Origin of the sequence: Wolbachia endosymbiont (group A) of Pipizella viduata (genome assembly GCF_964028555.1) — a bacterium.
GTDB lineage: Bacteria > Pseudomonadota > Alphaproteobacteria > Rickettsiales > Anaplasmataceae > Wolbachia.
This window is the reverse complement of record NZ_OZ034787.1, coordinates 312,364-337,702: the sequence shown is the minus strand read 5'-3', so window position 1 is coordinate 337,702 and position 25,339 is coordinate 312,364. Positions and strand designations below refer to the sequence as shown.

Below are 25,339 nucleotides of genomic sequence, written 5' to 3'. Positions count from 1 at the left end.
TATAATTTAGATTAGTTGCGGTTTAAAAGCAGCTGAATCGCGGTTATTAAGTGTTTAGAATAAAAAAACGCCATACTTGAAAGTATAATGTAAGTAATTAGCCAACCACGGGGCTTCTTTTGCCTTTTTTTTCATTTAGTAAATTTCTTAAATATTTATAGCTTATATCTAAAATAATACCTTGTATCTTTTTTCTGTTTAGTTTATGCAAGAACCCATGCTTGACACTTGGATTTAGTGCAGCTACCCTAAATTGGAATTGCTATTCTTGGCTGAAAGGAACACATTTTTAGAATAATGAAAACAATCAGCACTTTAATTCAAGAAGGATCGGAGTTACTATCGTCACATAAAGTTGAATCACCACATTTAGATTGTGAAATCATCATGCAGCACGTACTTGGAGTGGAAAGATCATTCATAATTATGAACCATGCTGATCAAGTGCCGATGGAGAAAGAACTTTTATTTTGGAAATTAACAAAAAAAAGAGCGGAAAGATATCCAATATCGCAAATAATAGGTAATCGTGAATTCTGGAGTAAAAATTTTATAGTTAACCAGCATGTTTTGGATCCAAGACCAGATAGTGAAACACTAATCTCAACGGTGTTAAAATCTTACCCAAATAAAAAGCAGAGACTAAAAATTGCAGATTTTGGTACAGGCACAGGTTGTTTATTGATATCCGTACTTAGTGAGTATGAAAATGCCGTTGGGATCGGTTTTGAAAAAAGCTTGGAAGCATACAAAGTTGCCTATCAGAACACAAAGAAACATAATCTCCTCAGCAGAGCCAAAATATTTCCAAGCTCATGGACAGAGTGCAGAGGTTCATTCGATCTTATAATCAGTAATCCTCCATATATTAAAAGAAGCAAATTGAAAGACCTGCAAGCCGAAGTGCAAAAGGAACCAAGAATTGCTCTTGATGGTGGAATTGATGGTTTAAACTGTTACTTGAGTATTTTTCCAATATTGAAAAAGTGCCTTAAAAAAAATGGGTTTGCAATATTGGAGATAGGTGAAGATCAAAATGATATTGACAAAATAATACCCTCATACAAATTAGCTTTTCAGGAATATGTACATGATTTGGCAGGAATGAAGAGGTGCATTGTTGTGCAAAAAACATAGCTAATGTTTTCTTGTATTATCTCCTTCATCCCATATTATCCTATGTCATTCCAGTACCCTCTACCTCGTCATCCCAGTGCGTTACACTGGGATCTATATTTAACTGGATCCTATGGTCAAGCTATAGTATGACAGGAACGGTTTTGGTTAGCCATGCATTTTTTAAAAGGGCAACATGTTTAAGCTTTGCTGGCAAAGTGGAAAGTAAGACCAGCCTCTATGCCGTGTGTATGAAAAAAGCCATTCTGTATGGTAGTAGATACTTGATTATCACCTGTTTGTTTAACCATTTTACCTTTTGGCTTACCTTTGCCATTATCAAAATTGGGATCCCACTTTGAGGTTTCTAGTTTGAACTCACTGCTACCAATAGCACCAAAACCTCTATATCCAATATGCATATTTACATCTTCGTTTATGCAATAATCAAGGCCAGCTTTTAATTAACCTGCAGGTCTTATTGACGGTTTTTCAAACATTTTCATTCTTGTTGCACCGATTCCAATACCAACGTAAGGAGAAAAAGAGAAACGGTCACTTTTCCAATGATGATAAACATTTGCCATTAAAGACGCGTTTTCTATCTGGTCATGATTGACTATTGCTCCATATTTCTCTTTTAGTGTAGTTTTATCCTTTATGTAGGATATTGTCATCTGGCTGCTTGTTAAATCAATATTATCCACTTTTACGGAAGAATACATTCCTTCTAATTCAACTCTGTAGCTGTTATTACCCAATTCTCCTGTGTAACCAAATGCTACATTTGCAGCAAAAGGCGGGTTATAATCTCCTTTATACTTACTTAGTAATTGACCTTCTGTATTCTGAGCATCCCTGTCATTTACAGATACCTTATTGGCAGCTGTAGCAGCAGTATCTCCAATTTTTGCTTTCAACTCACCCATGTAATTTAAATATTGACCGTAATACCCACTGCCAAAGTAAAACCCTTCTGTTTCACTTGCAAAAGATTGTTGTGACAACAGCAAAGCAAGTGCTGTAACCGCTAATGTTTTTTTACTAATCATTACTACTCCCCTAGTTAAAATAGCTAATCTAATACTAATTAATTAAAAATGGCTTAATATGAAAAACCTAATTATTTGCATAACTTGCACTTTTCTGAGCTAAAAATAGGCAAAGTTAACCTTTATTTTTGATCATTTTTTAATTTATCGTCAATATCCTCATCTTCAAATTCATCCTCCTCGTCTTCGTCATCAAACCCATCATCGCTCCTCTCGTCATCAAACCCGTCATCATCATCTTCAAACTTATCGTCAATATCTTCATCATCAATATCTTCGTCTGCAAATTCATCTGATTCATCATACACTGCATCCTCTGTTTTAGTTTCAGCAGGATAATCAACTGAATTAGGCCCCTCAAGAGCATTATTCCCCTCGTTATTAACCTTATCTTTGCTCGCAGCAGCAGAAAGAACTTTGTTTGGGTCATATGGTTCTTGTGTAGGCACAAGAGTTTGCTTGAGCAGTCTTTTTGTGAAGGTGCTATCACTATAGTACAAAATTTTCTTTGATTTAATTGGGTAAGTTGACTCTATTAAAATTATCTGATCGTCGCGTGGCAACATAATAACTTCTTGAGGCAATAGCAATGCCCTCTGTGTTTCAGAGATATGCAACGACCTTGAAGCAGGATTTAAATCTAAAAATTTAGGCTTATTCAACGATTCTTGTTGTACAGTTTTGTTTCCTATAAGTTGCGATATTAAATTAGCTGTTTCAATATTATTGGCTGCAAAAGTTATTCTGTAAGTCGAGTTTGACAAAAAGGAGTTCATTCCTGCTTCTTCGTATATTCCTTTGAGCTGCTCAGTATCTTGAACAATTAAGAATAACCTAACTCGATAACCACGAAAATATGCAATACCTGTTTGAAATTGCTCCATTTTTCCAAGTGTAGGAAACTCATCCATTAAAAACAATACGCCATAAGGCTCGTCATCCGATGGCAATTTTCTACATAAAAACTCAGTTGCCTGTTGGTAAAAAACTTGCATTAAAGGCCTGAGCCTAGTCAAATTGTCAGGAGTTAAACCAACATAAACTGTAGTTTTCTTCTTTTTAAAATCTAAAATATTAAAATCACTTGACGCAGTTGCAGTATCAATCAATGGGTTTGCCCACAATTCAAGCGATGAGTTCATAGTTGATACAACACCCGACCTTTCTTTATCAGCTTTTTGTAAAAAAGCTGCAATATTCATATATGCTACAGGGTGTAGTATTTTACCCATTGTATCAAGAGCAACAGCAAGATTATAAACTACGTCATCACTACGCATCGTACGCACAACTTCACCAAAAGATTTAACTTTCTCTGGTGCAGCAAGTAAGTATAATACCACTCCAACAAATAAGCTTCTTGCTTCATTTTGCCAAAAGTCTTGTTCAGGCATGATGAGGTTAGCTATTTTTTGCACATCGTCAACCATCTGCCCAGGTTTTTTACTAATCCATTGCAATGGATTGTAACAGTGACTTATTCCATCTGGCTGCGCTGGATTCCATACGTATACTTTTTGTCCTTGTCGTTCTCGCCAACCACTTGTTATTTCATAGTTTTCTAATTTTATGTCGTGTACAATTACCGAGTCAGTCCAAAATAATAAATTAGGAATTACAAAGCCAACACCCTTACCAGAACCTGTAGGTGCAAATAACAATGCATGCTGAAACCCATCAGCAATAAAGTATCCTCTTTTATCTTTACCAAGCAATAATCCCTTTTTGCTTCTTAATCCTGCTTTTCGTATGTCTTTCTCTGATGCCCACTGCGAGTCTCCATGAAGTGATTCTTTCTTTTTAAATGGTCGCCACTCAATTATCCTTTCTCTTAAATTCCATAAGATAATCATTAAAACAACAATAGGCATTGTAGAAGATAGAATTAATTTAAATTTGAGCTCAAGGCTATATAACTCTGGGTGGTGCCAACAATATTGTATATGATCAAAAATCGTTGGCCAAAGAGCTTGAGGGAAAGGCGTCAAACTAGGATTAATTGCCTTAAAATCCATAGCATCCGGACCGTCAACTAATAGAAAGAACAATATACCAGATAGATAGAAGCAAAACTCAAGTACGCTAAAAGCTACTACACCTCCTATGAGAATATTACGTAGGTGATTTCCATTACTCATAAACTACTCTTTTTTAACTTATGTATAAATTTAAGCATTTTCGCTTGCAGATCTAGTAAATAATATCTCAGAAATGCTTCTTTTGCCCCCACCGGTTCTTTTTAGCTGAATAACAATATCAATCACATTTCTAATGTATGGTATAATTTGGTCTGGAGGAATGCCAAGATTTGCCTGCATAACCATCAATTTTATTTGCTCAAGGGCCATTGTTGGACTATCCGCATGAAGGGTTGATATTGATCCAGGGTGACCAGTATTTATCGCCCTAAGAAAACTAAAAGCTTCCGCTCCACGGAGCTCACCAACTATTATTCTGTCTGGCCTTAAACGTAAGCACGCCTCTATCAAATCTTGAGTGGTTACTTTTGCTCTGCCCTGCCCTCCTTTGGAGGCAATCAGATGCACTCTATTTGGATGATCGTTCAAAACGATTTCCCTTGCATCCTCAACAGTAATAATTCTTTCCTCAGTTGGAATAGCACGCAAAGTAGCATTAGTAAAAGTAGTCTTACCAGTGGAAGTTCCACCGCTAATTATAATATTTTTCTTACTTATTACAGCGTATTCTAAAAACTCTTTTATTTTTTTTTGCCTTAACAGTAAATCCAAATGACGGTCAACTGGATTATCAGTTGCTTCTGTAACAGTTTCAGAAAAAGCCCCCATTTTTTCGTAATCATCGAGTGCTAATTGCATGATAGAAGGCTTACGAATCGACATGACTACTTTATCAGGTTCACATGCTGGTGGAAATACTATCTGTATACGATAACCATTTGGTAATGTTGCCGAAAGTAAAGGTGCTTCTTCGCTAAGTTTTTGTTCTGTAGCTTGAGCAATCAGTCTGCCAAGAGATTTCAAATGGTTAAGATCGAATACTTCTAATTTTTCACACCTTATTTCACCGCGATTTTCAATCCATACTTCCTTTGGCTTATTTATTGATATTTCATTTACGCCTTCTTCTTGAAATATGCCTTGTAATGGCTCCAAATATGTATCAAGTGCAGCATAATTCATTTCATTGATTTAATATTGCCTGTGAAGGAAATACTATATCTTGGTTAACAAATACTTTCAACGCGGTGCCTTGATCAACATAAATAGTTGGTTTTTTATCTGTGTATCTGCCTACTATATCCCGCATATCTTTAGAAAAATCCTCGATTGATTTCCCGATTGCTTTATCATAAACAGACTTGCTTCTTTTCTGAGTTTGCCTCAACAGTTGACGTACATCGTCTAAAGTTATACCGATATTGTCACTAGTAATTGCATCAACTCCACTAGCTCCAGAACTTTTTATCACACTTACTATTTCTTCCTTTATTATTCTCAGTAAATCCTGATCACTTTTAGCATTCCGAATTTTTTCAATAGCCCTAAGACCCAATTTCCATTTTTCGTCTCCTACCCTCCCAACTTCAGTTTTTATAGCATCCTCCAATCTCTCAACAATAGCCCCTTTGAGAGAAGAGATATCTATTTCAGTTGCAGTAATGGATCTCACCGCATCCATAGCAGTTAGCGTATCAATAAGATTAGAGGCCTTTTGCCCTATAACAGTCGAACCAATTGAAACACCAGCAAGTGCCACTGAAGAGAATAATGCACTTACTATTTTATTATCAACTATTCCTGCTATCCCTGCTCTACCAAGCTCGTCAGTACCAAGTGATGAGATGGCAATATCTATTCCATGTGGCATAATCACTCTGTTCCAGTTTATATTTACACGAGATTTAGCAACATTCGAGTCAAATGAATAATTGCCTATCAATCTTGAGCCTTTAGGTATTAAAACTGTATCACCAGTTTCTGCATAAACATCTCTACTCACCATAGCACGCAGCATTCCTTGCAGATCAGAGTTTATTGCAGTTTCAAGAACAGCATCAATAATTTTACCTTGAGTAACCATTAAACCAAGCTTTCCTACTCTGGTAGCTTTGCTCGATTGTGCTGAAGTGTCAGATAAAATAGCATCAGCAGCCTTATTCTCTCCACCATCACTTGAAATTGTTAACATTTGTGCACTACGTCTGTCTCTAGGATAACCGCTACCCCCTATTGTAGGAAACGAGGTAGGTAAATTGCCCATAACATTACTAGAAGGAAAATTTTGCTTTGGCAAAATAGGTATATTTGACACAGGAGTTTCTTTTGGTTTCTCTTCTTCTTTTCTAATTTGTTTTATTTCTGGTATGATTGGTGGTGTAGGAAGAGGAGGTAAGGGTGGTAAGGGATCAGTTATTATTCTTTCAGGAACCATTACATTATCTGGAACTTGTTCCAACTTTCCCTTCAATTCTTGAACATTTTGCTTTGTTTCCTCTTTTTTAATAACTTCTGAACCCTCTTTATGAGAAGGACTAAAATAGAGATAATACACTCCACCAACCAGAAGCACTAAAATAATGACCATCAATGCCCTATGACCTTGATTAGAGCCAACTGTTACTACCTTGTTCTCTATTTCTGATTCATCTTCTGAATTGTTACGCCTTTCTTTATTCATATTGCATATACCACAGCTAAAGTAACCTATTTATAATTTCAACTTCACCATCTTCACAACGCATAAATAGCTTTTTATGTACTCCTTTTATTATAACATAATCATCAAATAACAGCCTTTTACAAGGTTTATCCTCCTCTTCTACAAAAATCTGAGGTATTTTATTATTATTTCTAAATTTTAAATAGGTTAAATAACCATCATCAAATAGCTCAATCGGAACTATATCCGCATTACCACCTTCATCAATATATGTATAATTGTACTTCGTATCATTTTCTTGTATTATTTTTTCTGGCTTGTCTGTAGTATATTGCATTTGAGTAGGTAAAGAAACCTCATCTAAATCAACATCAAATTCACCTTCTTCTTGAGGATAATAAAAACGTACTACGTAAGATATATCCTTTTCAGCAGAATAATCGTGACCCACTTTCTTAGCATCAGTATCTGGGTATTTATCGTAGTTTGGCCTTGAGATTAAATCAAAAATGTAATTTCTTTTTTTAGTTGTTGTAATAATCATGTTAGTGCGACTACTAACTTCAAATGGCATGATAAGCAATTTATTGTCATAAGGATTAATTTTCCAACTTGATGCATCACCAACAGCGATATTTTTAACTTTTTCTCCTTCCGCAAATTCAATATAAGAATAGTAACCCTGACTAAAAACCACCGTAAATACTTCATTAGGGCTATACACAAAAGTCTTTATTCTACTATCTACAGAAATAGGCTCATTATAATTAATGGATGCGTTTAAATTGCCACTTACAAGTAAAGCTAAAACTAATAATATCCTATACATATTCATCATCTACTCTATATGAAATAACTTGAAATCCTAGTGGGTTAATATATCTTTGCTGATCATCCATTTCAAGCGATGCATATCTATATGACATAATAACTATCTTATTTTTTCTTGTGGAACTTCCATCTTTCCGTATAAATTCCACAAAAAACCTCACCTGAAGAGCATCGTTACCCAATTTTTGAATTGAGCGAATTTTAAATTCACTTTTGGTATCTGAGTACAAATTAAAAAGATCATCCATATTCTGTGATCCTACATAATTTCTAAATTCATTATACACATTAGGTGAGGAAAACAACCTCACCTTTGTATAATAGTTATAATTATAATGATATGGATCAAAAACCTCCCTTGCTTTTATATACTCTGAAATAAAATAATAGTTTAGCGCTTCATTTGCAGAATATTGTTTTACTGTGACAGGATCAACCAATTGCACTATTCCTGATTTCTTGTCAATTTCTATAACAAATGGCTCAATAGTGCTACTTGTGCTAATTTTAAATATGACTAATATGCTGATAGAGATCGTTGCTAATAATATTAATGCAAATAAAAGTAGAATATTCCTTTGAGCAATAACTATGCTGTAGCGGTTTGAATTCCAATCTATATCCTTATCTAAGGATTCAGTATTTTTTTCTCGCTTAAAAAATCTTAGCATTTTAGTATTCCTAAAAATCTTAACTTATGTTAATAAACATAGCAAATTAACAAAGTAGTTACAACAAAAAAGCTAAAAAACTCTTAATCTATGGCCTAGCTTACCAAACTTTGTCTCCATATATGAATCGTTATATTTATTACGTTCCACAATAAGTGGTAGACACTTTGTAACTCCTATACCACTACTTTCCAATTCTGACAATTTCCTATCATTGTTTGTAAGTAATTGGATTTTGTTAATGTTCAATTTATTAAGCATTTTAGCTGCAACAGCAAAACTCCTTTCATCATCTTCAAAACCTAATATTCTGTTTGCATCAACAGTATCAAGATTATGTCCTCTTTGCACACTGTACGCTCTTAACTTATTAGTTAAACCAATGCCTCTTCCATCTTGCATCAAATACAATATAATACCACTTCCAGAGTCAGCTATCATTTGAATTGCTTGATGTAACTGACTTCTGCAATCGCATGATAAGCTATCTAACAAGTCACCCGTATAGCACGAAGAATGAATTCTTACTAATGGTTCGCCATCTTTATCTGGATTGCCAATGATAATTGCATGATGTTCTCTTCCACCACTTTCTGTTCTATAAGATATGATATTTACTTCTTGAGTCTGTTTTAAAAATAATGATGTTTTGCACACTTCATATACATCCTGATTTTCTTGAAAATTATTTATGAATGACGTGTCCAGTGCAATAACGTCATTTTTCTCGCACCAATTTCGCATTTCATGGTTATTCTCAAAAGTCATATCAGCCACTAACGCGTATGGCAATAATTCTGAGAACTTAAGCAAGGCAATAGCACATTCATCTATTGTCTTTGAGCATTGCAACTCTCTTATGCAATCTTCCTTTGAACAGTTTATTAAATGGAGCAGTTCATCAAAATTATTCACCAACAGACGTTTGCTGTTATGTTCTTTATTCTGAGATATGTATTTTACCTTACTTGAAGTTAAAGTAACATATACATTACTTGATATAAGCTTGTATTGATTAAATAAATCTCTTTCTAAAGCCTCAGCAGCAGCGAACAATAGGTAATTACTTTTATCATATATTACAATTGGCCGGCCGCGCCTGATTTCGCTGATAGCTCTTTCTACCTTATTGCTACTCTGATTTCCTATAAACATTTTTACCCATATTAAGCAGCTATGAAAAAACTGGTGCGGCCGAGAAGACTTGAACTTCCAAGGCCTTATGAGCCACAGCGACCTCAACGCTGCGTGTCTACCAATTCCACCACGGCCGCACTATATTCTAGTTTTTATATAATTATTTTAAATTATTTAATCATTTTAGAATTTTTCATCTAGAGTGTCAATCTGATACTAGAATAATTTAGAAATTACTTGTATAATTTGACTATGAATTTTGTGATTATAAATTTTAATCATTTAAGACAACCTTACTACTAATTTTTAACTTAGGTTTTTATACAAATGAATGTAGCTAATATCTTTATTTTTTTAGCTCTCTCTCTTATAACTAGCTTTCATTTCGTCCATGCACAGATATTATACACATGGTCTCAAGTTATCCCAGAAAATAAATTAAGCATACGTGCAATTACAGACAATGACATGTGTCCCATTGTTTATGTCGATGGCGAGGAAATAGAAATGCTGAATCGCAGCTCAATTAACAATGGTGATCATAACGAAACAGTTTGTGAACTGACAGTACAAACAAGTGCCAAAAACATTAGTATTGAGGATCTACGAGTTCCTATATTACCAGAAAAGGTTAATAAAATTGCTTTTATTGGTGACACGGGTTGTAGAATAAACATGTTATTTCAGCAGGAATGTAATTCGGTAGATAGCTGGCCTTTAAAAAAAAATTTAGATTCAATCGCCCTTCATAAACCAGATTTAATTATCCATGTTGGTGATTATCATTATAGACAAACAAAATGTAGAAATACAAAAAAGTGTGGCGATATTTATGGATATAATAAAAAAGCTTGGTACGCTGATTGGTTTGAGCCTGCAAAGGATATTTCATTACAATCCCCCTTCCTTTTTGTTCGTGGAAACCATGAGAGTTGTAATAGAGCTTATGAAGGATGGTTCAGGTATCTAGATTCATACCCCTTTTCGTCTGAAAAATGTGGAAACTTCGTTTCTAGTTGGTCCTTAGATGCTGGACCGATGAAATTTTTTATCTTCGACTCTTCATCCGGTGAGGATATTTTTACAACCCAAAGCACAATTGATGCTTTTGAAAGGCAATTTGATAAATTGATACAAGATAAGCCCACGTGGTTTTTAACTCATAAACCGCTTTGGAGATCTCCAAAAAAAGAATTTTTGACATTAAAAAGCCATGGTAATCTTACACAAATTGAAGCTTTTGGAGATAAATTTCCAAGCAATGTCACTACCATAGTTTCTGGCCACATTCATATAGCCCAGATTTTATTAATGGATAATGTTCCAGACCAGATTATAGTTGGAAACGGTGGTGCATTATTACACGCTCAAGATCAAGAGCCTGTTTATCAAAATGTAGAATTTGACTATTCAAATGGTAGAAACTACTTAGCACACGAGGTTAGAAACTTTTTCGGTTTTGGCTTTGCAATACTAAACTTAGATGATCACAAATTTACCTTCTATAATCAACACAATAAGGAAATGTATTCTGCGAAGCTAACAGAAGATTTTAAACTTAAACGGATTAAAACTATAGTCGATTCATTTTAGGACTTGTTATTAGCTATTTTAACAACGCTACTTAAACATTTTTTTTAATCGATTGATTTCATCAGCAAATTTTGAGTCGGTCTTTATAAAATTTTCTACTTGTTTTACTGCATGTATAACGGTAGCATGGTCTCTGCCACCAAAGTTTCTCCCAATATCTGGTAGGCTTTTTTGCGTAAATTTTTTGGCAAAATACATAGCTATTTGTCTTGGCCTTGCAAGACTGCGAAGTCTTCTATTGGATTGCATATCTGCAACCTTTATATTGAAAAATTCAGCTACTTTCTTTTGTATTTCTTCTATTGTGATTGACCTATGATTTGACCTAAGAAGATCGATTAGGGTTTCACTAGCTGATTCTACCGTCATACTTCTTCCAATTAATGAGGTATGGGTAACCTTATTTAATGCTCCTTCTAATTCTCTTATATTAGATTTTATGTTCCTTGCTAAAAACTCTAGGACATCTTTCGGAACATACATATTCATCTGCTCCACTTTTGCCTGCAATATACCAAGCCTTAATTCAAAAGTTGTTTCATTAATATCTGCCACCAACCCCCAACCGAGTCGTGATCTTATTCTTTCTTCCACTCCATCAAGATCACTAGGAGACCTATCAGCTGATATAACCAATTGCTTATTTTGGTCTATCAATGCATTGAAAGTGTGAAAAAATTCTTCTTGTGTACTATCTTTACCACTGATAAATTGCACATCATCTACCATCAATACATCTACTGATCTAAATTGCTCTTTAAATAACATAATATCTTTGCTTCGCAGCGCTGTAATATATTGGTACATGAATTTCTCTGCTGATAAATATACTACTTTTCTTTTTTCTGATGGGGAATTGACTATGTGCCAAGCTATAGCATGCATTAGATGTGTTTTACCAAGTCCCACTCCACCATATAGAAACAAAGGATTGCTGCCTAATATTGGATCTATAGATTCTGCCACACGCTTTGCCGCCGTAAATGCTAATTCATTTGGCTTTCCCACTACAAAATTATCAAAGGTGAACCTTGGATCCAGAGGCGAACCAAGATTATGATTACTTTCCTCTCTGTTTTTTAGTATAACATTAAAATTTGAATTCCTTTCCTCAATTACTTGAATATCAATAGAACGTATGCTTTTATCTTCGCTTTGCCATAATGATAATATTTTTTTCATGTAATGAACTGTAATCCACTCTTTTATAAACCTTGTTGACACGGATAAAAGAACTTCCCCATTTCTGCTACTGACAAATTTTAGCGAACTCAGCCAGCTGTTATATGTTGCTTCTCCATAAAGATTATAAAGACAATTTTGGATTTTTTCCCAAGTAACATTGTGATCCGTTACTGTAATAATCTGATCAAAAAACATAGTAGAAACCTTAGGGCTAGTTAAGTTCATATACCATACCAAGAAAAAAGCAACAATTAGAAAAATATAAGATAATCAATAGCTTACTGCAAAATGAAAAGCTAATACTACTTAATACATACTAAAAATTATGGTGATTTTTTGATGAGTTGTAAAGGGTATAAAAACACTAAAATTGATCATTTTTATTTCAAAAAAATGAAAAATTTGTAAATGTCGCTTGTATCGAGGATTAGAAGCATGCTATTAAAAATAGTAATACATTATGTATAAATAAGATGTTAAATTTACTGGCAAATAAGTAAAGTATTCATATAAATATAGCTAACCTAATATAGATTTACTGAAGCAAATTTATGATTATATTAAGTAATTTGAGTTGTCATGCTGTATTCGGTATTGAACTAGAGTTTTACATTGAAGGAATAGAAAAAGAATATTTATTTCTGAATAGCATCAAAAATAAAATAGCATTTCTTGAATTTTCTTGCGAGAAGGAGAATTCTACACATCAATATGAGATAAAAAGTGGTTGTTATACGAACTCCGACAATTTAATTAAGCATTTTGAGTTAGCAAAACAATTACTTACTGAAGTAGTACAAAAACTTGGTGGGAACGTTTCTTTTAAAGCAAAGCCTTATTTAGATAGAGCAGGCAGTGCATTAAATGTGCATGTTAATCTCGTGAATTCAAATAACGATAACTTATTTTATATCAATGAGCAAAAGTATAGTGATTATTTGATTCATAGTATTGGCGGATTATGTGCAATGATGAAAAAACATATGTTGTTTTTTGCTCCAAATGATGATTCATATTTAAGATTTCAGTACCCGGATATTCACACTCCAACTACGATTAGTTGGGGAGTAAATAACAGAACTGCTGCGATAAGAATTCCCTATTTTGGCAACGATTCCAAAAGATGCCGCCTAGAGCACCGTGTTCCTGGAGCAGACTGTAACCTTGAAAAAGTACTCACAGCAATAATTGAAGGTATAGTTTTTGGTATAGAGAACAAAATTGCTCCGCCAAATAGGGTCTACGGCATTGCATCTGATTCTCAATATAAGATGGAGAGCTTAATACAACAACTACATGTTAAACCCTAACCCGTTAAACCCCTTTGCTGGCCGTTCTAGCACTTCCCTCACATCATTATTTACCCCATGCTGTAATAGCCACTCTGCAGGAGATAGTTTTCTCTCAGGTTTAGATTCTATACTAATATTTGCACTTGGTCTTTCAGGAAGTGGATTACCAAGCGCATCCATGTGTTTAGGTAAAGGTTCCATAACAATATTTGTAGCACTAGAAACGGAATGACTATCTTTAGTATCAGCGCTTTTAGAAAGTGAATTACCTTTGAAATCCATATGTTCAGGTAGTCCATTTTTCATTTCTTCTTGTGCTCTTTTATTTTTTAATTCTTCTGCTAGCTCAGCTTCAGTTCTTTTTGGTTCTTTTACGGATATTTCCGTATCTTTTTCTTCACCTTCATCTTCTGAAACACGAGTAATTTCAGCTTTAGTTCTTATTTTATGAATCAGCAAAAGTAATAAGTAAGTAACTGCAGCAGCAGAAACGATAATGGCTATCTTTGCGGCAATGTGGATTGCTGTTAAAAATATTAAAGCTGATAAAGCTCCAGCTAATCCAGACACAATAACTTTTCTCTTGCCTTTTGTCACATTTAAAATTGCCACCATAATAACCTCTCAAATACTGTTCTAGAATTATTATACAGAAATTTTCTTATACTTGCAATTTTGCGAAAATTTTAATTATTTGCGTAAAGTTTTAAAGCTATACAAGGATTAATTAATATGCAACGTATCTCGACTATAATATTGTACAAACACACATATTTAGTTAACATTCAACATGCAGAGCTTACTCACAGAGCGAAACAGGGCGGTGGTATTATTACTTATAGTAATTTTTATCTTCGGTTCATACGTTTATGTAAAAATGCCAAGGGAAAGTAACCCTGATATACAGATTCCTATAATCAGCGTGTTTGTTGGACTTCCTGGGATTTCTGCTCAAGATAGTGAAAAGCTATTAGTGCTGCCTATAGAAAATGAACTAAGATCCATCAAAGGTGTAAGAGAATTGAGAGCTTTTGCAACTAATGATGGTGCTCACATGATACTCGAATTTGGAACAGAGTATGATAATAAAGAAGTGCTCGATAATGTCCGTTCAAAGCTTTCAAAAATAAAATCGAAGTTACCTGTTGAAGCGGAATCTCCGATAATCAATGAAATAAACTTGAGCTTATTTCCGATACTCAATGTCGGCTTAATTGGTAATTTGCCAGAAAGAGCCTTAACTGAAATAGCACGCAAGCTAAAGAAAGAAATAGAATCTCTGCCAAATGTTCTCAAAATTGAAGTGGCAGGTATGCGTAAAGAAACAGTGGAAGTTATAATTGAGCCCACAGTTCTAACAAAATATAACATTCAATCAAACGAAATATTCCAAGCTATATCAAGCAATAATAGACTAGTGGGAGCTGGGTCACTGGAAAATGATACCGGTAAATATTCGATTAAAATATCAGGGTTATTAAAAGATATAGAAGATATTATGAATATTCCTATTAGATCTCAAGGCGATGCAGTTTTGAGAATCAAAGATATAGCAAAAGTATACCCTAGGTTTGAGGATCACCAAGGGTTTGCTCGCATTAATGGATTACCTAGTGTCGTGCTAGAAATTTCAAAACGTAACGGAAAAAACATAATAGACACAGTAAATCAAGTAAAATACTTAATGGATAAGGCAAAAGATCAATTACCTGAAAATTTAAAAGTGGTGTACTTAAATGACCAGTCAAAAAACGTCCGCGATGTGCTTGATGACTTGGAAAACGGCATAATATTCGCTGTGTTGTTAATATTGATCATAATGATGCTTTCTATGGGAACAAGGATTGCTATTCTTGTGGCACTCTCGATACCCGGTTCCTTTCTCATTGGGATAATAGCTCTTTACTTTATGGGCATAACCTTAAATATCGTTGTGCTCTTCAGTTTAATCATGGCTGTTGGCATGCTGGTTGATGATGCAATTGTGATCAGCGAATATGCCGATAGAAAGATGATCTGCGGAATGGACAAAGTAGAAGCCTTTCACACTTCAGTTCGTGATATGTTTTATCCGGTTCTATCATCGACGTTAACTAAATTAGCAGTGTTTTTTCCTCTATTATTCTGGCCTGATACTGTTGGTAAATTCATGCAGTACATACCAATTACAATAATTCTAACTTTGACTGGATCGCTCATTATGGCTTTGGTTTTTATACCAACACTTGGTGCAATATTTGGTAAGCCTTCAATAACTTCAAAAAAAGAAATAAAAAAAATGAGTGCTATAGAAAGTGGTGAGATAAAAAATGCTGGGCCTATAATAAGAGCTTACATACGCATGCTAGAGAAGGTTTTAGATCATCCTAAAAAATTCATATGTGCTACTGTATTCGTCCTGTTTTCATTTAGTGTGCTGTACTTTACCTTTGGTCCTGGAGTGAAGTTTTTTCCGAAAGTGGATTCAGATAATATTTTAATCAGTGTTAAAGCAAAAGAAAGCTTATCAGCCAAAGAACGAGATCTGATACTCAAAGAAGTGGAAGAACGCATTTTGAGCGTTGAAAAAGAAATTCATGTTTCTTATGCTAGATCAGGAGCATTTTCAGACAACGTTATCGCCAGAATTCAACTAGAACTTATGGATTGGCGCTTCAGGCGCAAAGCTAAGCACATATTAAACGATATAAGGAGCAGTGTGCAAGACATGAAAGGAATAATAATTAATGTTCAAGAGGAAAAGTCAGGACCGTCGGCTGACAAGCCAATACAAATTAACCTCAGCGGAAGTGCATCCAATCTGAATTTAGCAGCAGAGAAAATTCTAAAAATTATGGACCAACCTTCATCCGGGTTTATAAATATTCAAGATAGCAGATCAGCACCTGAAATAGAGTGGAATATGAGTGTTAATAAGAGTAAGGCTACAAGTTCTGGAGTAAGTGTTGCAACCATTGGCGATTTTATAAAGATGGTTACAAATGGAGTGTTGATTGGAAAATATAGACCAAATAACACGGATGAAGAAATCGATATTGTACTCCGTTTCCCCAGAAGGGACCGCAACATGAAGACTATAGATAATCTTTTTATCAATACAGTTAATGGCCCGCATCCTATGAGCAACATAGTAAAATATGCTCCCGAAAAAAAGGTAAACAAACTAAATAGGATTGATGGATTACGTACAGTGACAATTTCCGCTGATGTGGATACAGGCTATCTTGTTAATGAAAGAGTAAAGTTCATTCAGAATTCTATTGCCCAGGATTGGGACAAGGGAGTAAAAATTGATTTTAAAGGCGACAAAGAAGATCAACAAAAATCAGGAACATTTTTGTTAAAGGCTTTTATATTAGCAATTACACTAATGATATTGGTATTAGTGACACAGTTTAATAATGTATACCATACATTTATCGTAATGACAGCAGTGTTTTTATCCACAACATGTGTGTTTTTTGTTTTCTTTCTTATCCAACAAGTTTTCGTAGTTGTTATGTGTGGAGTGGGGATAATTGCTTTGGCAGGAATTATAGTAAATAATAACATACTATTGCTTGATGCCTTTCATCACCAAATTAAGGTACACAAAAATGACATCAAGCGATGTGTAATAAACGCTGCAATTTCTCGCGTTAGGCCAATATTGCTTACCGTTGCAACCACAGTTCTTGGTTTAATACCGATGATTACCAGGTTAAACATCAATTTTTTTACGCTACAAATCACATATGATGCTCCATCAAGCCAGTGGTGGGTTGACATTTCAACAACCATAGCAAGTGGAATATTGGCTGCAACGGTCTTAACTTTATTCTTTACTCCGGCGTTGCTTGTCATACAAAGACATGAAAAAACTTGACTTAAATTAGCAATCATTTAACATTTAAGATAGCGTTCTTTGCACGTTGAAGCTATAATTATAACTAATTACATTGGATTTATTTATTATGATTGCTAATCGTAAAAGCAGTGTTAAGCAGAAAAGTAACAAGAATAACATAGTTGGAAGCCTTGATGTAATAAAAACAGCAGGAGAACTTTCACTTCAAAAAGGTTTAGATTTTAATGTTGTAATAAAGGCACTAGAAAGTGCTATAGAAGCAGTGGCTTATCAAAAGTATGGTAGCAAAAGTAAAATTGTAGTTAATATAGATAGAAATACAGGCAAAGTTACTTCATACAGAAAACTAAAAGTTATTGATGACGAATCAAATGAAGAAGAGAACACTGAGTATGAATCAATTACGCTGATACAAGCTAAATTAATAAAAGGAGATGCAAAAGTTGGAGATACTGTTAGTGAATTGCTCTCTCTTAATACTGATCTTGCTTCAGCAAGGATTGCCCAGCAAAAGATTGCTCAAATAATTAAAGATGAAGAGTCAAAAAAGCAATATGAGGAATTTAAAGATAAGGTGGGAGAAATAAGGTATGGTATTGTTAAACAAGTAGAATATTCAGATCTTATTATAGACATAAATGGCACTAGGGCATATCTTCCATTGCGAAATTTGACCGGTGGTGAATCATTTCGTGAAGGCGATAAGGTTAAAACTTACATACAGACCGTTAAGCGCTCTGATGATGGACGTCAAATTATTCTTTCTAGGACTCATGAAGGCTTTTTAGAGGCATTATTAAATCAAGAAATACCAGAAATTGCTGACGGGTTAGTAACAATTAAAGGTATAGCTAGAGACGCCGGCTCAAGGTCTAAGGTTGCTGTTTTCTCTCCTGACAAGAACATTGATCCAGTAGGTGCTTGTATTGGAGTTAAGGGAGATAGAATAAAAACTATTATACACGAATTAAATGGTGAAAAAATTGACGTTATAAATTACTCCTCAGATTTGGGTCAATTTGTTATTAAAGCCATTACTCCTGCAGAAGTATCGAAGGTTATTATTGATGAAAATGAAAATTGCATAGAGTTAATAGTTGCTGAAGATCAATTGAGTTTAGCTATAGGAAAAAAGGGCCAGAATGTAAGATTAGCTTCAGAGCTTGTTGGATGGAAAATTGAGATATTAAGCACTCAGCAAGAATCAGAAAGGCGAAGTAAAGAACTTAGTCAATGTTCAGCTTTATTTGCTGAAGCTTTAAACTTAGAAGAGATTATGGGTCAGCTATTGGTAACAGAAGGTTTTTCAAGCGTAGAAGATATATCCAACGCTTCAATTAAAGAGCTTTCTTCAATAGAGGGCTTTAATGAGTATATTGCAAACGAACTTCATAACAGAGCAAACAAGCACCTGAAAGCAGAAAATGATAGAAAAATAGAAGAGCTAAAAAGTCTAGGTATGGAAGATGATGTAATCAATTTAACTTTATCAATAGACAATAAAATTGCTCTTAGTAAACATGATATTAAGACTTTAGAGGACATAGCAGATTTATCAAGTTATGAGTTTTGCAGCATACTCTCTTCCTCAGCTGATAGTAAAGAAAATCTAAAAGATACAGTAGACTCAATAATCATAGAAGCACGTAAAAAGCTTGGGTTAATATAATAAAATAATATGAATAATGAAGATATCAGTAATAAAAAATTAACGCTCCAAGGCTTAAGCAAGCTTAAATTAGACCTCAATTTAAACTCTTCAGCTAGCCCAAGTACTGGAGCTACAATAGTAAAAAAAAGAAGAAAAAAATCTCATGATGCAGAAGAACATAATTTATTTGACGAGAGTAAATTAGGTTCTTTAACAGAGAAAGAACAAATTTTCCGCATTAATGCTGTGCAGAATGCTGCTTTGCTGAAAGAAAGAAATCAGAGAGAAGAAAAAGAGAAAACAGCAAAAGAAGACAGCAATAAAGAGATTGACGAGAAAAATGAAGCGGACACTTTATCTAAAGAAATAAATAAGAAAGTTTTAAGTAATACTCACTTAGTTGAACTAAGAGAAGATAATATTGACTATGAGAGCGACGATAAAAAGTCTTCTAAAGTCAACAAAGATATATATTCTAAGCATTCTAAACTGGTAATTGCACAGGCAATAGATGAAAAAACTGAACAACCCCCTGTATTTAAGCAAAGATTTGGTATAAGAAGTAGAAAGTCAAAGTTTACTAAGGGTAAAAATATATCAAGAGAAGTTATTATACCAGACAAAATAACTATCAGGGAGTTATCTGTTCTTATGGCAGAAGATAGCAAGAGTGTGCTAAAAATGTTCAAAGAAGAAGTCGGTGAGAGTTATAGAGTAGATGATCTGGTGGATCCAGATATAGCATCTGAAATAGTGGAAAAATTTAATCATACGGCTAAACGAGTGAGCGATACCAACAGAGAAAAGGATTTATTTTTTATAGAAGGCAGAGAAAGCCTGCCTAAAAAACCTAAACCACCAATCGTCACTTTTATGGGACACGTCGATCATGGTAAAACCTCATTGCTCGATGCATTTCGTGAATCTAATGTTGCAGAAAGAGAGTCAGGTGGCATAACTCAACACATAGGTGCTTATCAAATAACGACAAAAGATAAGCAAAAAATTACTTTTATTGATACACCAGGACATGAAGCGTTCACTGCGATGCGTGCACGTGGTGCCAATATTACTAATATAGTCGTAATAGTAGTTGCAGCTGACGATGGAATCATGAAACAAACAGTTGAAGCAATAAATCATGCAAAAGCAGCAAATGTTTCTATTATAGTTGCTATTAATAAAATTGATAAATCTGAACCTGGTGATGTAGAAAAAATAATTAATAGTTTGCCTCAATATGATCTCATCTCTGAAGAGCTTGGTGGTGATATTATGATTGTGCCAGTATCAGCAAAAAAGAAAACTAATTTAGATAAACTAGAAGAGGCGATTTTGTTAATCGCTGAATTAATGAAGCTAGAAGCAATAGAAGATTGTCGAGCACTTGGATGGGTAATAGAATCCAAAATAGATAAAGCGAAAGGAATATCAGCTACATTGATAGTTGAGGAAGGAACGTTAAAGGTTGGTGATATATTGGTAGTTGGTACAACATACAGCAAAGTACGTAGTATGGTTAATCACCTTGGTCAAAGAGAAAAAGCAGCACTACCCTCCGCTCCAATTGAAATTACTGGTCTAAATGGTGTGCCAAATGCTGGAGATAAATTTGTTGTTGTAAATTCTGAAAAGCAGGCGCGTAAAATTGTTGAATACAGGCTAGAGTTGATCAAGAAAAAGAAAGAAGATTTAGACGACAATAATTTAGATATATTCAGTCGTAATAACAGTGAAACAGAAGAACTATCTGTAGTTTTAAAGTGCGATGTAACTGGTTCTATTGAAGCGATATCAAGTTCAATTGATAAACTCGGTAAAGACCAAGTGAAATTAAATATCCTACACAAAGCAGTAGGAGGGATAACAGATTCAGATGTGCTGCTTGCAGAAGCATCAAGTGCAGTAATTTTAGCTTTTAATGTAAAAGTGGACTCAAAAATAAGGGACTTGGCAAAACAAAAAGGTGTAGAAATACATACTTATAACATAATATACGAGCTCATTGACGACATGAGAATGTATTTAACTAAAATGTTAAAGCCTGTTACACGAGAGGTTCATGTTGGTTCTGCATCTGTGAGGCAAATATTTAACGTATCTAAAGCTGGCAATATCATTGGATGTTACGTAAGTGATGGAGTCATAAGAAAAGATTCTTTAATTAAGGTAGTGCGTGGTGGCAAATTGGTGCATGAAGGAAAGTTAAAAGCACTACGTAGATTTAAAGATGATGTTAAAGAAGTAGGTGTAAACTTTGAATGCGGAGTATCACTAGAGGGTAATATCGATATTAAAGTTGGAGATATTTTGGAAGCTTATCAATTAGTGCAAGAAGAAAGGGTGTTATAGTAGATGGATATGAAAAAGGAAATTAGAAACCTAAAAATAGCATCGGTATTGCATAGAGCAATATCAAGAGTCCTAATGGAAGGTAAGGTGTTCAATAAAAATGTAGCGGTATCTGACGTAAAATTAAGTAAAGATTTGAAAAAAGCAGATGTATATATTGTGTTATCTTCATTGAATATCCAAGTAGCTAACTACTCAGATTCAGAAAAAAGTACATGGATTTCAGCATCACGCACTGGAGATCCTTCTGAGGATAATTGTGATATTAACACTGTTGTTAATGAAATGAACCAATCTGCATGGTCAATACGTAAATCTATATTGTGTTATGTTGATTTGCGATTTATACCTGAGTTAGTTTTCAAGCCTGATTTAGCGTTCGATAATTTTGTTAATGTAAGCAAAATATTACATAATCACACTTAATTAATGTATTTCAACCGTTACTTTTCATTAATGAGACTGCACAGTTTAACAGGTTTGTGGCTTGTGCTATTTCCCAGTTTGAGCGGTATTCTTTTAGCCTCAACTTCTCTATCGTATCAGGCTCTTTTTCTCCTTGTTTTATTTACTATAGGTGCATTTTTAATGAGACCTGCAGGGTGCATAATCAATGACATTTTCGATAGGGAAATAGATGCGCACGTTGAACGAACAAAATATAGGCCACTTGCAAGTGGTGCATTAAACATAAAGCAGGCTTTGGTTTTACTCTCACTGCTACTATCTATCGCCTTGGTAATTTTATTGTTAACTAATAAAACCACACTCATACTTGGAATAATCTCAATGTGTATGATAGCTACTTACCCTTTATTAAAGCGGTATGTTTGGTGGCCACAATTGTTCTTAGGGTTTACCTTCAATATGGGATCGCTCATGGGCTCAGCAGCAATAATAAACCAGATCAGTATAGAATCCTTGCTGTTTTATATAGGATGCGTCTTTTGGACACTTAGCTATGACACCATATACGCTCATCAAGATAAAAAAGATGATGAAAAACTCGGAATGAAATCTACCGCATTATATTTTGGTGATACAACAAAATCTTGGTTGAAAAGATTTTATTTAATATCTCTTATGACGTGGCTATATGCTGGTATCTTATCATCATTAAATAACATCTTTTATATTGCTCTACTTGCTGTAGGGTTCATATTTCACCGCCAATACAAAAATTTCAATCCTGACGATCCCAGTCAATGCATGTCCATATTTAAAAATAATTCCTACGTAGGGTTGCTTCTCTTTTTTGGCATCCTTTTAGATAGAATTATCACCTAGGTCTCAAGAGTTTTGGCTCTAATGAAGTCAATAAACTCAGTTAGCTCGCAGAAACGAAAAAACTTACTTGACAAACTCCGCCAGCCCCCTTATTATGAAACTGAAGCTATTTATTTATCTTCTCTGTACAGATTAAATGACAAAAAAACTCACGTATCTGGCGTCTCATGTTTAATTTTTTGCACTATGTGCACTCTATGTCTTTATCAAATTTCTAGGTTTTTACCTATACAAGCTGAAATACGCTTATAAAGCATTTAAAACATTAAAAAACGCCAACTTAAAAAATGGATAGTGAATAATTAGCTACCCTAGGGTTTCTTTTGCCTTTTTTTCTGTTTAGTAAATTTCTTAATGTTTATAATTTAGATTAGTTGCGACTTAAAAGCAACTGAATCGCGGTTATTAAACGTTTAGAATAAAAAAACGCCATACTTGAAAGTATAATGTAAGTAATTAGCCAACCATGGGGCTTCTTTTGCCTTTTTTTCTACTTGGTAAATTTCTTAATGTTTGTAGCTAAAGCAATTTAAGAGACCGAAAATGGTGTCATTCCAGCGCGTGACGCTGGAATCTAGTCTTTATTATGCAGCCACTTATTTAAAGTTAAGTTTTCTGGATCTAAGTAGTCAAGCTACTCGGATGACACCTTGACGATTTGAAGAATCGTCATCCCGCTACGTGTTAGCGGGATCTATGCTAAGAGATACCGCGAATGAATCGCGGTATGACGGTCTGCGGCGATATGACGGTTCGCGGTGGCATGACGATAAGCTCGTCATCCCGCTGCTTGTTAGCGGAATCTAGAGATACCGCGGCGGTATGACGTAGGGAAACCTTTCTTGGTTAGCTACAGCAGCTTGCAAACCATTCAGAAAAGGGAAGACAAAACTATAAAAAACCATAGGCGCCAGATGGTTTTTAGCTAAAGTCAAGTGTCTGGAATTTTAGACATAGAATCCCCCATATGAACAAGATTCAGAAAAAATGCAACGTACATTGGGCAGAGATTAAGTATATGTATACACGCTGAAGAAGATACGCCACATTTTTAACTGAAATTTAGATGAAAAGTCTGCAGACGGAGATAGATTTTGAGCTCTCTAAATATCTCTAATTATCATTATAATAAGGCTTTGAATATGCAGAAGTAATTTTTTTAGTTAAAATAAAAAAGTTTTCTGCTATAGCACTACTAAGCAGCAGAAGACCTTGCATGACCTCCAAAAAATGCTTTTACTCTTTCAAGATAAGTAGGTGGTACTGAAGGAATTTCTATACCATCTATAACAGCGCTTATTGCTTCTTTTACATCATCGCTTGTAATTAACTCTTTTAATTTATGCTTTATAGGGCCTCTTCCAACATCTTGCCCATACCTATTGTAATAATCCACATATAATTCATTAAAGACAGATTGTTTTGCTTCTTCTATCAGTTTACTGATGTTGCTTTTTATTTGAGGATCCATATCACCATCAGAATAAAAATTATCAAAATTGTCCTTTAAAACTGTAATTTTTTTATTGTTACAGCTTCTCAGGAATTTTTCCGTAATACTTGGTATTCTCTCGTACACTTGAGCGTTTACCTCAACTGTAAAGTTATTTTTTGCTTCAAGACAGCTAAGCGAGTAAATAATACGATTGAACATTCCTAGATTGCACTTACCATTTCCCTCTTTGAAACGTATCAGTAACATGCACTTTAGAAAATCTATATCTGACTTTTGATCCTTAGCTGCAGTCAAAACTAAATTTGCAGTTTGTGTAAGTGTCAGACTAGTTCTTGATTCTTGCCAAGTTGCCCGGTTGGAGCCATTAAAATTAAGATAAAGTTTTAATTGCTCTTTTTCTTGAGTTTTAAGCCCATCTGAATTATTTATGTAGTCCTCAAACTCTTTATTGAGTACATTTGGTTGAGCTCCAAATTTCTCTTTTAACTCTTGAGCGCATTGGAAAATACTATGTTCAAAACTACTCGTGTGAACACTCTGACTACTAGTGCCCACATCACTTACATTAAACAAAAAGCTTATCTGCTTTACATTCAAACCTAAAGGTGAGAAGAGCCTCACTAATGGATACTTTATCAATTCAAGAAGTGCTACTGGGATTAATAATATAGTATTGATAAGCACTAAACATATTCTAGCACCTATTGCTCTACTACCTGATAACATTCTGCTGAGCTCTGATACCTTCGATGCACAGTACAAAAATGGTAATTGAATGCAATATATTAAATATATAGAGAAAAACAAAATTTTATCTTTTAATCCTATTGTCGGGTCATTATATACTTCAGAAAAAATACTATCACCACTATTTTCATTTTTGAAAGACTGATAGCTGCTTGTAATCTTTTCTGTAAAAATAGAACAGAGCTTATGTATGCCATAGCATGCAACACAGGCAGCAAGAAAAATTGCGAGTGTTCCAAAAAGAGCTAATGCCTCACTTGAGGTTTTTGCAAGAAGGAATGCATAAAGCGCATTAATAAAGATCTCAAGTAAATATTCAGATAAAAACAATGCTCCAATAGCGGAAACAAATAGTAAAATATACCCACAAACAACCAAAAATATTTTTAACCTCGGATTCATAACCTTCACTTAATAATTTGTTAATATAATCTATTTTAGAAATAAATTGAAAAAAATGCAAGTTTCTATAGAGATTGAT

General features: G+C 34.3%; 17 protein-coding genes, 1 tRNA gene and 1 pseudogene. 8 read left to right on the top strand and 11 right to left on the bottom strand.

Going from position 1 to position 25,339, the window contains the following annotated elements:
* Window positions 1–297: 297 nt before the first annotated feature.
* The gene (prmC, locus tag ABWU50_RS01580; RefSeq protein WP_353276060.1) at window positions 298–1,137 is read left to right on the top strand and encodes a peptide chain release factor N(5)-glutamine methyltransferase; all 840 of its coding nucleotides are present in this window, start codon (window positions 298–300) and stop codon (window positions 1,135–1,137) included.
* A 179-nt stretch (window positions 1,138–1,316) separates the two neighbouring features.
* On the opposite strand, the pseudogene ABWU50_RS01575 reads toward prmC, so the two are convergent.
* The 8 genes and pseudogenes from ABWU50_RS01575 to ABWU50_RS01540 all read right to left on the bottom strand — a co-directional run bounded on the left by ABWU50_RS01575 (window position 1,317) and on the right by ABWU50_RS01540 (window position 9,585).
* A pseudogene (locus ABWU50_RS01575) lies at window positions 1,317–2,168 on the bottom strand (P44/Msp2 family outer membrane protein).
* A gap of 122 nt (window positions 2,169–2,290) precedes the next feature.
* Window positions 2,291–4,306, bottom strand: coding sequence for a type IV secretory system conjugative DNA transfer family protein (locus ABWU50_RS01570; protein WP_353276059.1), 2,016 nt, complete (start codon window positions 4,304–4,306; stop codon window positions 2,291–2,293).
* Window positions 4,307–4,336: 30 nt separating this feature from the next.
* Window positions 4,337–5,329, bottom strand: coding sequence for a P-type DNA transfer ATPase VirB11 (gene virB11, locus ABWU50_RS01565; RefSeq protein WP_353276058.1), 993 nt, complete (start codon window positions 5,327–5,329; stop codon window positions 4,337–4,339).
* Between the two features lies 1 nt (window position 5,330).
* Window positions 5,331–6,827: a TrbI/VirB10 family protein gene (locus ABWU50_RS01560; RefSeq protein WP_353276057.1), complete on the bottom strand. Its 1,497-nt coding sequence runs from the start codon at window positions 6,825–6,827 to the stop codon at window positions 5,331–5,333.
* A 16-nt stretch (window positions 6,828–6,843) separates the two neighbouring features.
* Window positions 6,844–7,644 carry a P-type conjugative transfer protein VirB9 gene (gene virB9, locus ABWU50_RS01555; RefSeq protein WP_353276056.1) on the bottom strand — a complete coding sequence of 267 codons (801 nt, stop codon included), beginning with the start codon at window positions 7,642–7,644 and terminating at the stop codon, window positions 6,844–6,846.
* Window positions 7,631–8,311 (bottom strand): virB8 family protein, encoded by a 681-nt coding sequence (locus tag ABWU50_RS01550; RefSeq protein WP_353276055.1) that lies wholly within the window; start codon window positions 8,309–8,311, stop codon window positions 7,631–7,633. Before ABWU50_RS01550 ends, virB9 begins: the two co-directional genes overlap by 14 nt.
* A 72-nt stretch (window positions 8,312–8,383) precedes the next feature.
* A complete protein-coding gene (locus tag ABWU50_RS01545; RefSeq protein WP_253309361.1) occupies window positions 8,384–9,466 on the bottom strand; it encodes a GTP cyclohydrolase II in 1,083 nt (360 codons plus the stop codon).
* 31 nt (window positions 9,467–9,497) lie between these two features.
* Window positions 9,498–9,585 (bottom strand) — tRNA-Leu (locus tag ABWU50_RS01540).
* Window positions 9,586–9,775: 190 nt separating this feature from the next.
* On the opposite strand from ABWU50_RS01540, the gene ABWU50_RS01535 reads away from it, so the two are divergent.
* The gene (locus ABWU50_RS01535; protein WP_253309362.1) at window positions 9,776–11,041 is read left to right on the top strand and encodes a metallophosphoesterase family protein; all 1,266 of its coding nucleotides are present in this window, start codon (window positions 9,776–9,778) and stop codon (window positions 11,039–11,041) included.
* A 27-nt stretch (window positions 11,042–11,068) separates the two neighbouring features.
* Here ABWU50_RS01535 and dnaA read toward each other — a convergent pair whose 3' ends face one another.
* Window positions 11,069–12,451 carry a chromosomal replication initiator protein DnaA gene (dnaA, locus tag ABWU50_RS01530; protein WP_253309363.1) on the bottom strand — a complete coding sequence of 461 codons (1,383 nt, stop codon included), beginning with the start codon at window positions 12,449–12,451 and terminating at the stop codon, window positions 11,069–11,071.
* Between the two features lie 326 nt (window positions 12,452–12,777).
* Here dnaA and ABWU50_RS01525 point away from each other — a divergent pair, with 326 nt between their 5' ends.
* Window positions 12,778–13,536 carry a glutamine synthetase gene (locus ABWU50_RS01525; protein ID WP_264735936.1) on the top strand — a complete coding sequence of 253 codons (759 nt, stop codon included), beginning with the start codon at window positions 12,778–12,780 and terminating at the stop codon, window positions 13,534–13,536.
* On the opposite strand, the gene ABWU50_RS01520 is transcribed toward ABWU50_RS01525, so the two are convergent.
* Window positions 13,519–14,133: a hypothetical protein gene (locus tag ABWU50_RS01520; RefSeq protein WP_353276054.1), complete on the bottom strand. Its 615-nt coding sequence runs from the start codon at window positions 14,131–14,133 to the stop codon at window positions 13,519–13,521. The two genes, ABWU50_RS01525 and ABWU50_RS01520, sit on opposite strands and share 18 nt — an antisense overlap.
* Before the next feature lie 175 nt (window positions 14,134–14,308).
* Here ABWU50_RS01520 and ABWU50_RS01515 point away from each other — a divergent pair, with 175 nt between their 5' ends.
* The 5 genes from ABWU50_RS01515 to ubiA all read left to right on the top strand — a co-directional run bounded on the left by ABWU50_RS01515 (window position 14,309) and on the right by ubiA (window position 22,655).
* Entirely contained in the window at window positions 14,309–17,383 is a 3,075-nt protein-coding gene (locus tag ABWU50_RS01515; RefSeq protein ID WP_353276053.1) for an efflux RND transporter permease subunit, read from the top strand.
* 88 nt (window positions 17,384–17,471) lie between these two features.
* The gene (nusA, locus tag ABWU50_RS01510; RefSeq protein WP_353276052.1) at window positions 17,472–19,034 is read left to right on the top strand and encodes a transcription termination factor NusA; all 1,563 of its coding nucleotides are present in this window, start codon (window positions 17,472–17,474) and stop codon (window positions 19,032–19,034) included.
* A 9-nt stretch (window positions 19,035–19,043) separates the two neighbouring features.
* Window positions 19,044–21,368, top strand: coding sequence for a translation initiation factor IF-2 (infB, locus tag ABWU50_RS01505; protein ID WP_353276051.1), 2,325 nt, complete (start codon window positions 19,044–19,046; stop codon window positions 21,366–21,368).
* 9 nt (window positions 21,369–21,377) lie between these two features.
* Complete coding sequence (locus ABWU50_RS01500; protein WP_353276049.1) at window positions 21,378–21,794, top strand: ribosome-binding factor A; 417 nt, start codon at window positions 21,378–21,380, stop codon at window positions 21,792–21,794.
* Between the two features lie 3 nt (window positions 21,795–21,797).
* Entirely contained in the window at window positions 21,798–22,655 is an 858-nt protein-coding gene (ubiA, locus tag ABWU50_RS01495; RefSeq protein WP_253307364.1) for a 4-hydroxybenzoate octaprenyltransferase, read from the top strand.
* Between the two features lie 1,195 nt (window positions 22,656–23,850).
* Here the strand turns inward: ubiA and ABWU50_RS01490 are convergent.
* The gene (locus ABWU50_RS01490) at window positions 23,851–25,260 is read right to left on the bottom strand and encodes a hypothetical protein (RefSeq protein ID WP_353276048.1); all 1,410 of its coding nucleotides are present in this window, start codon (window positions 25,258–25,260) and stop codon (window positions 23,851–23,853) included.
* Window positions 25,261–25,339: the final 79 nt, after the last annotated feature.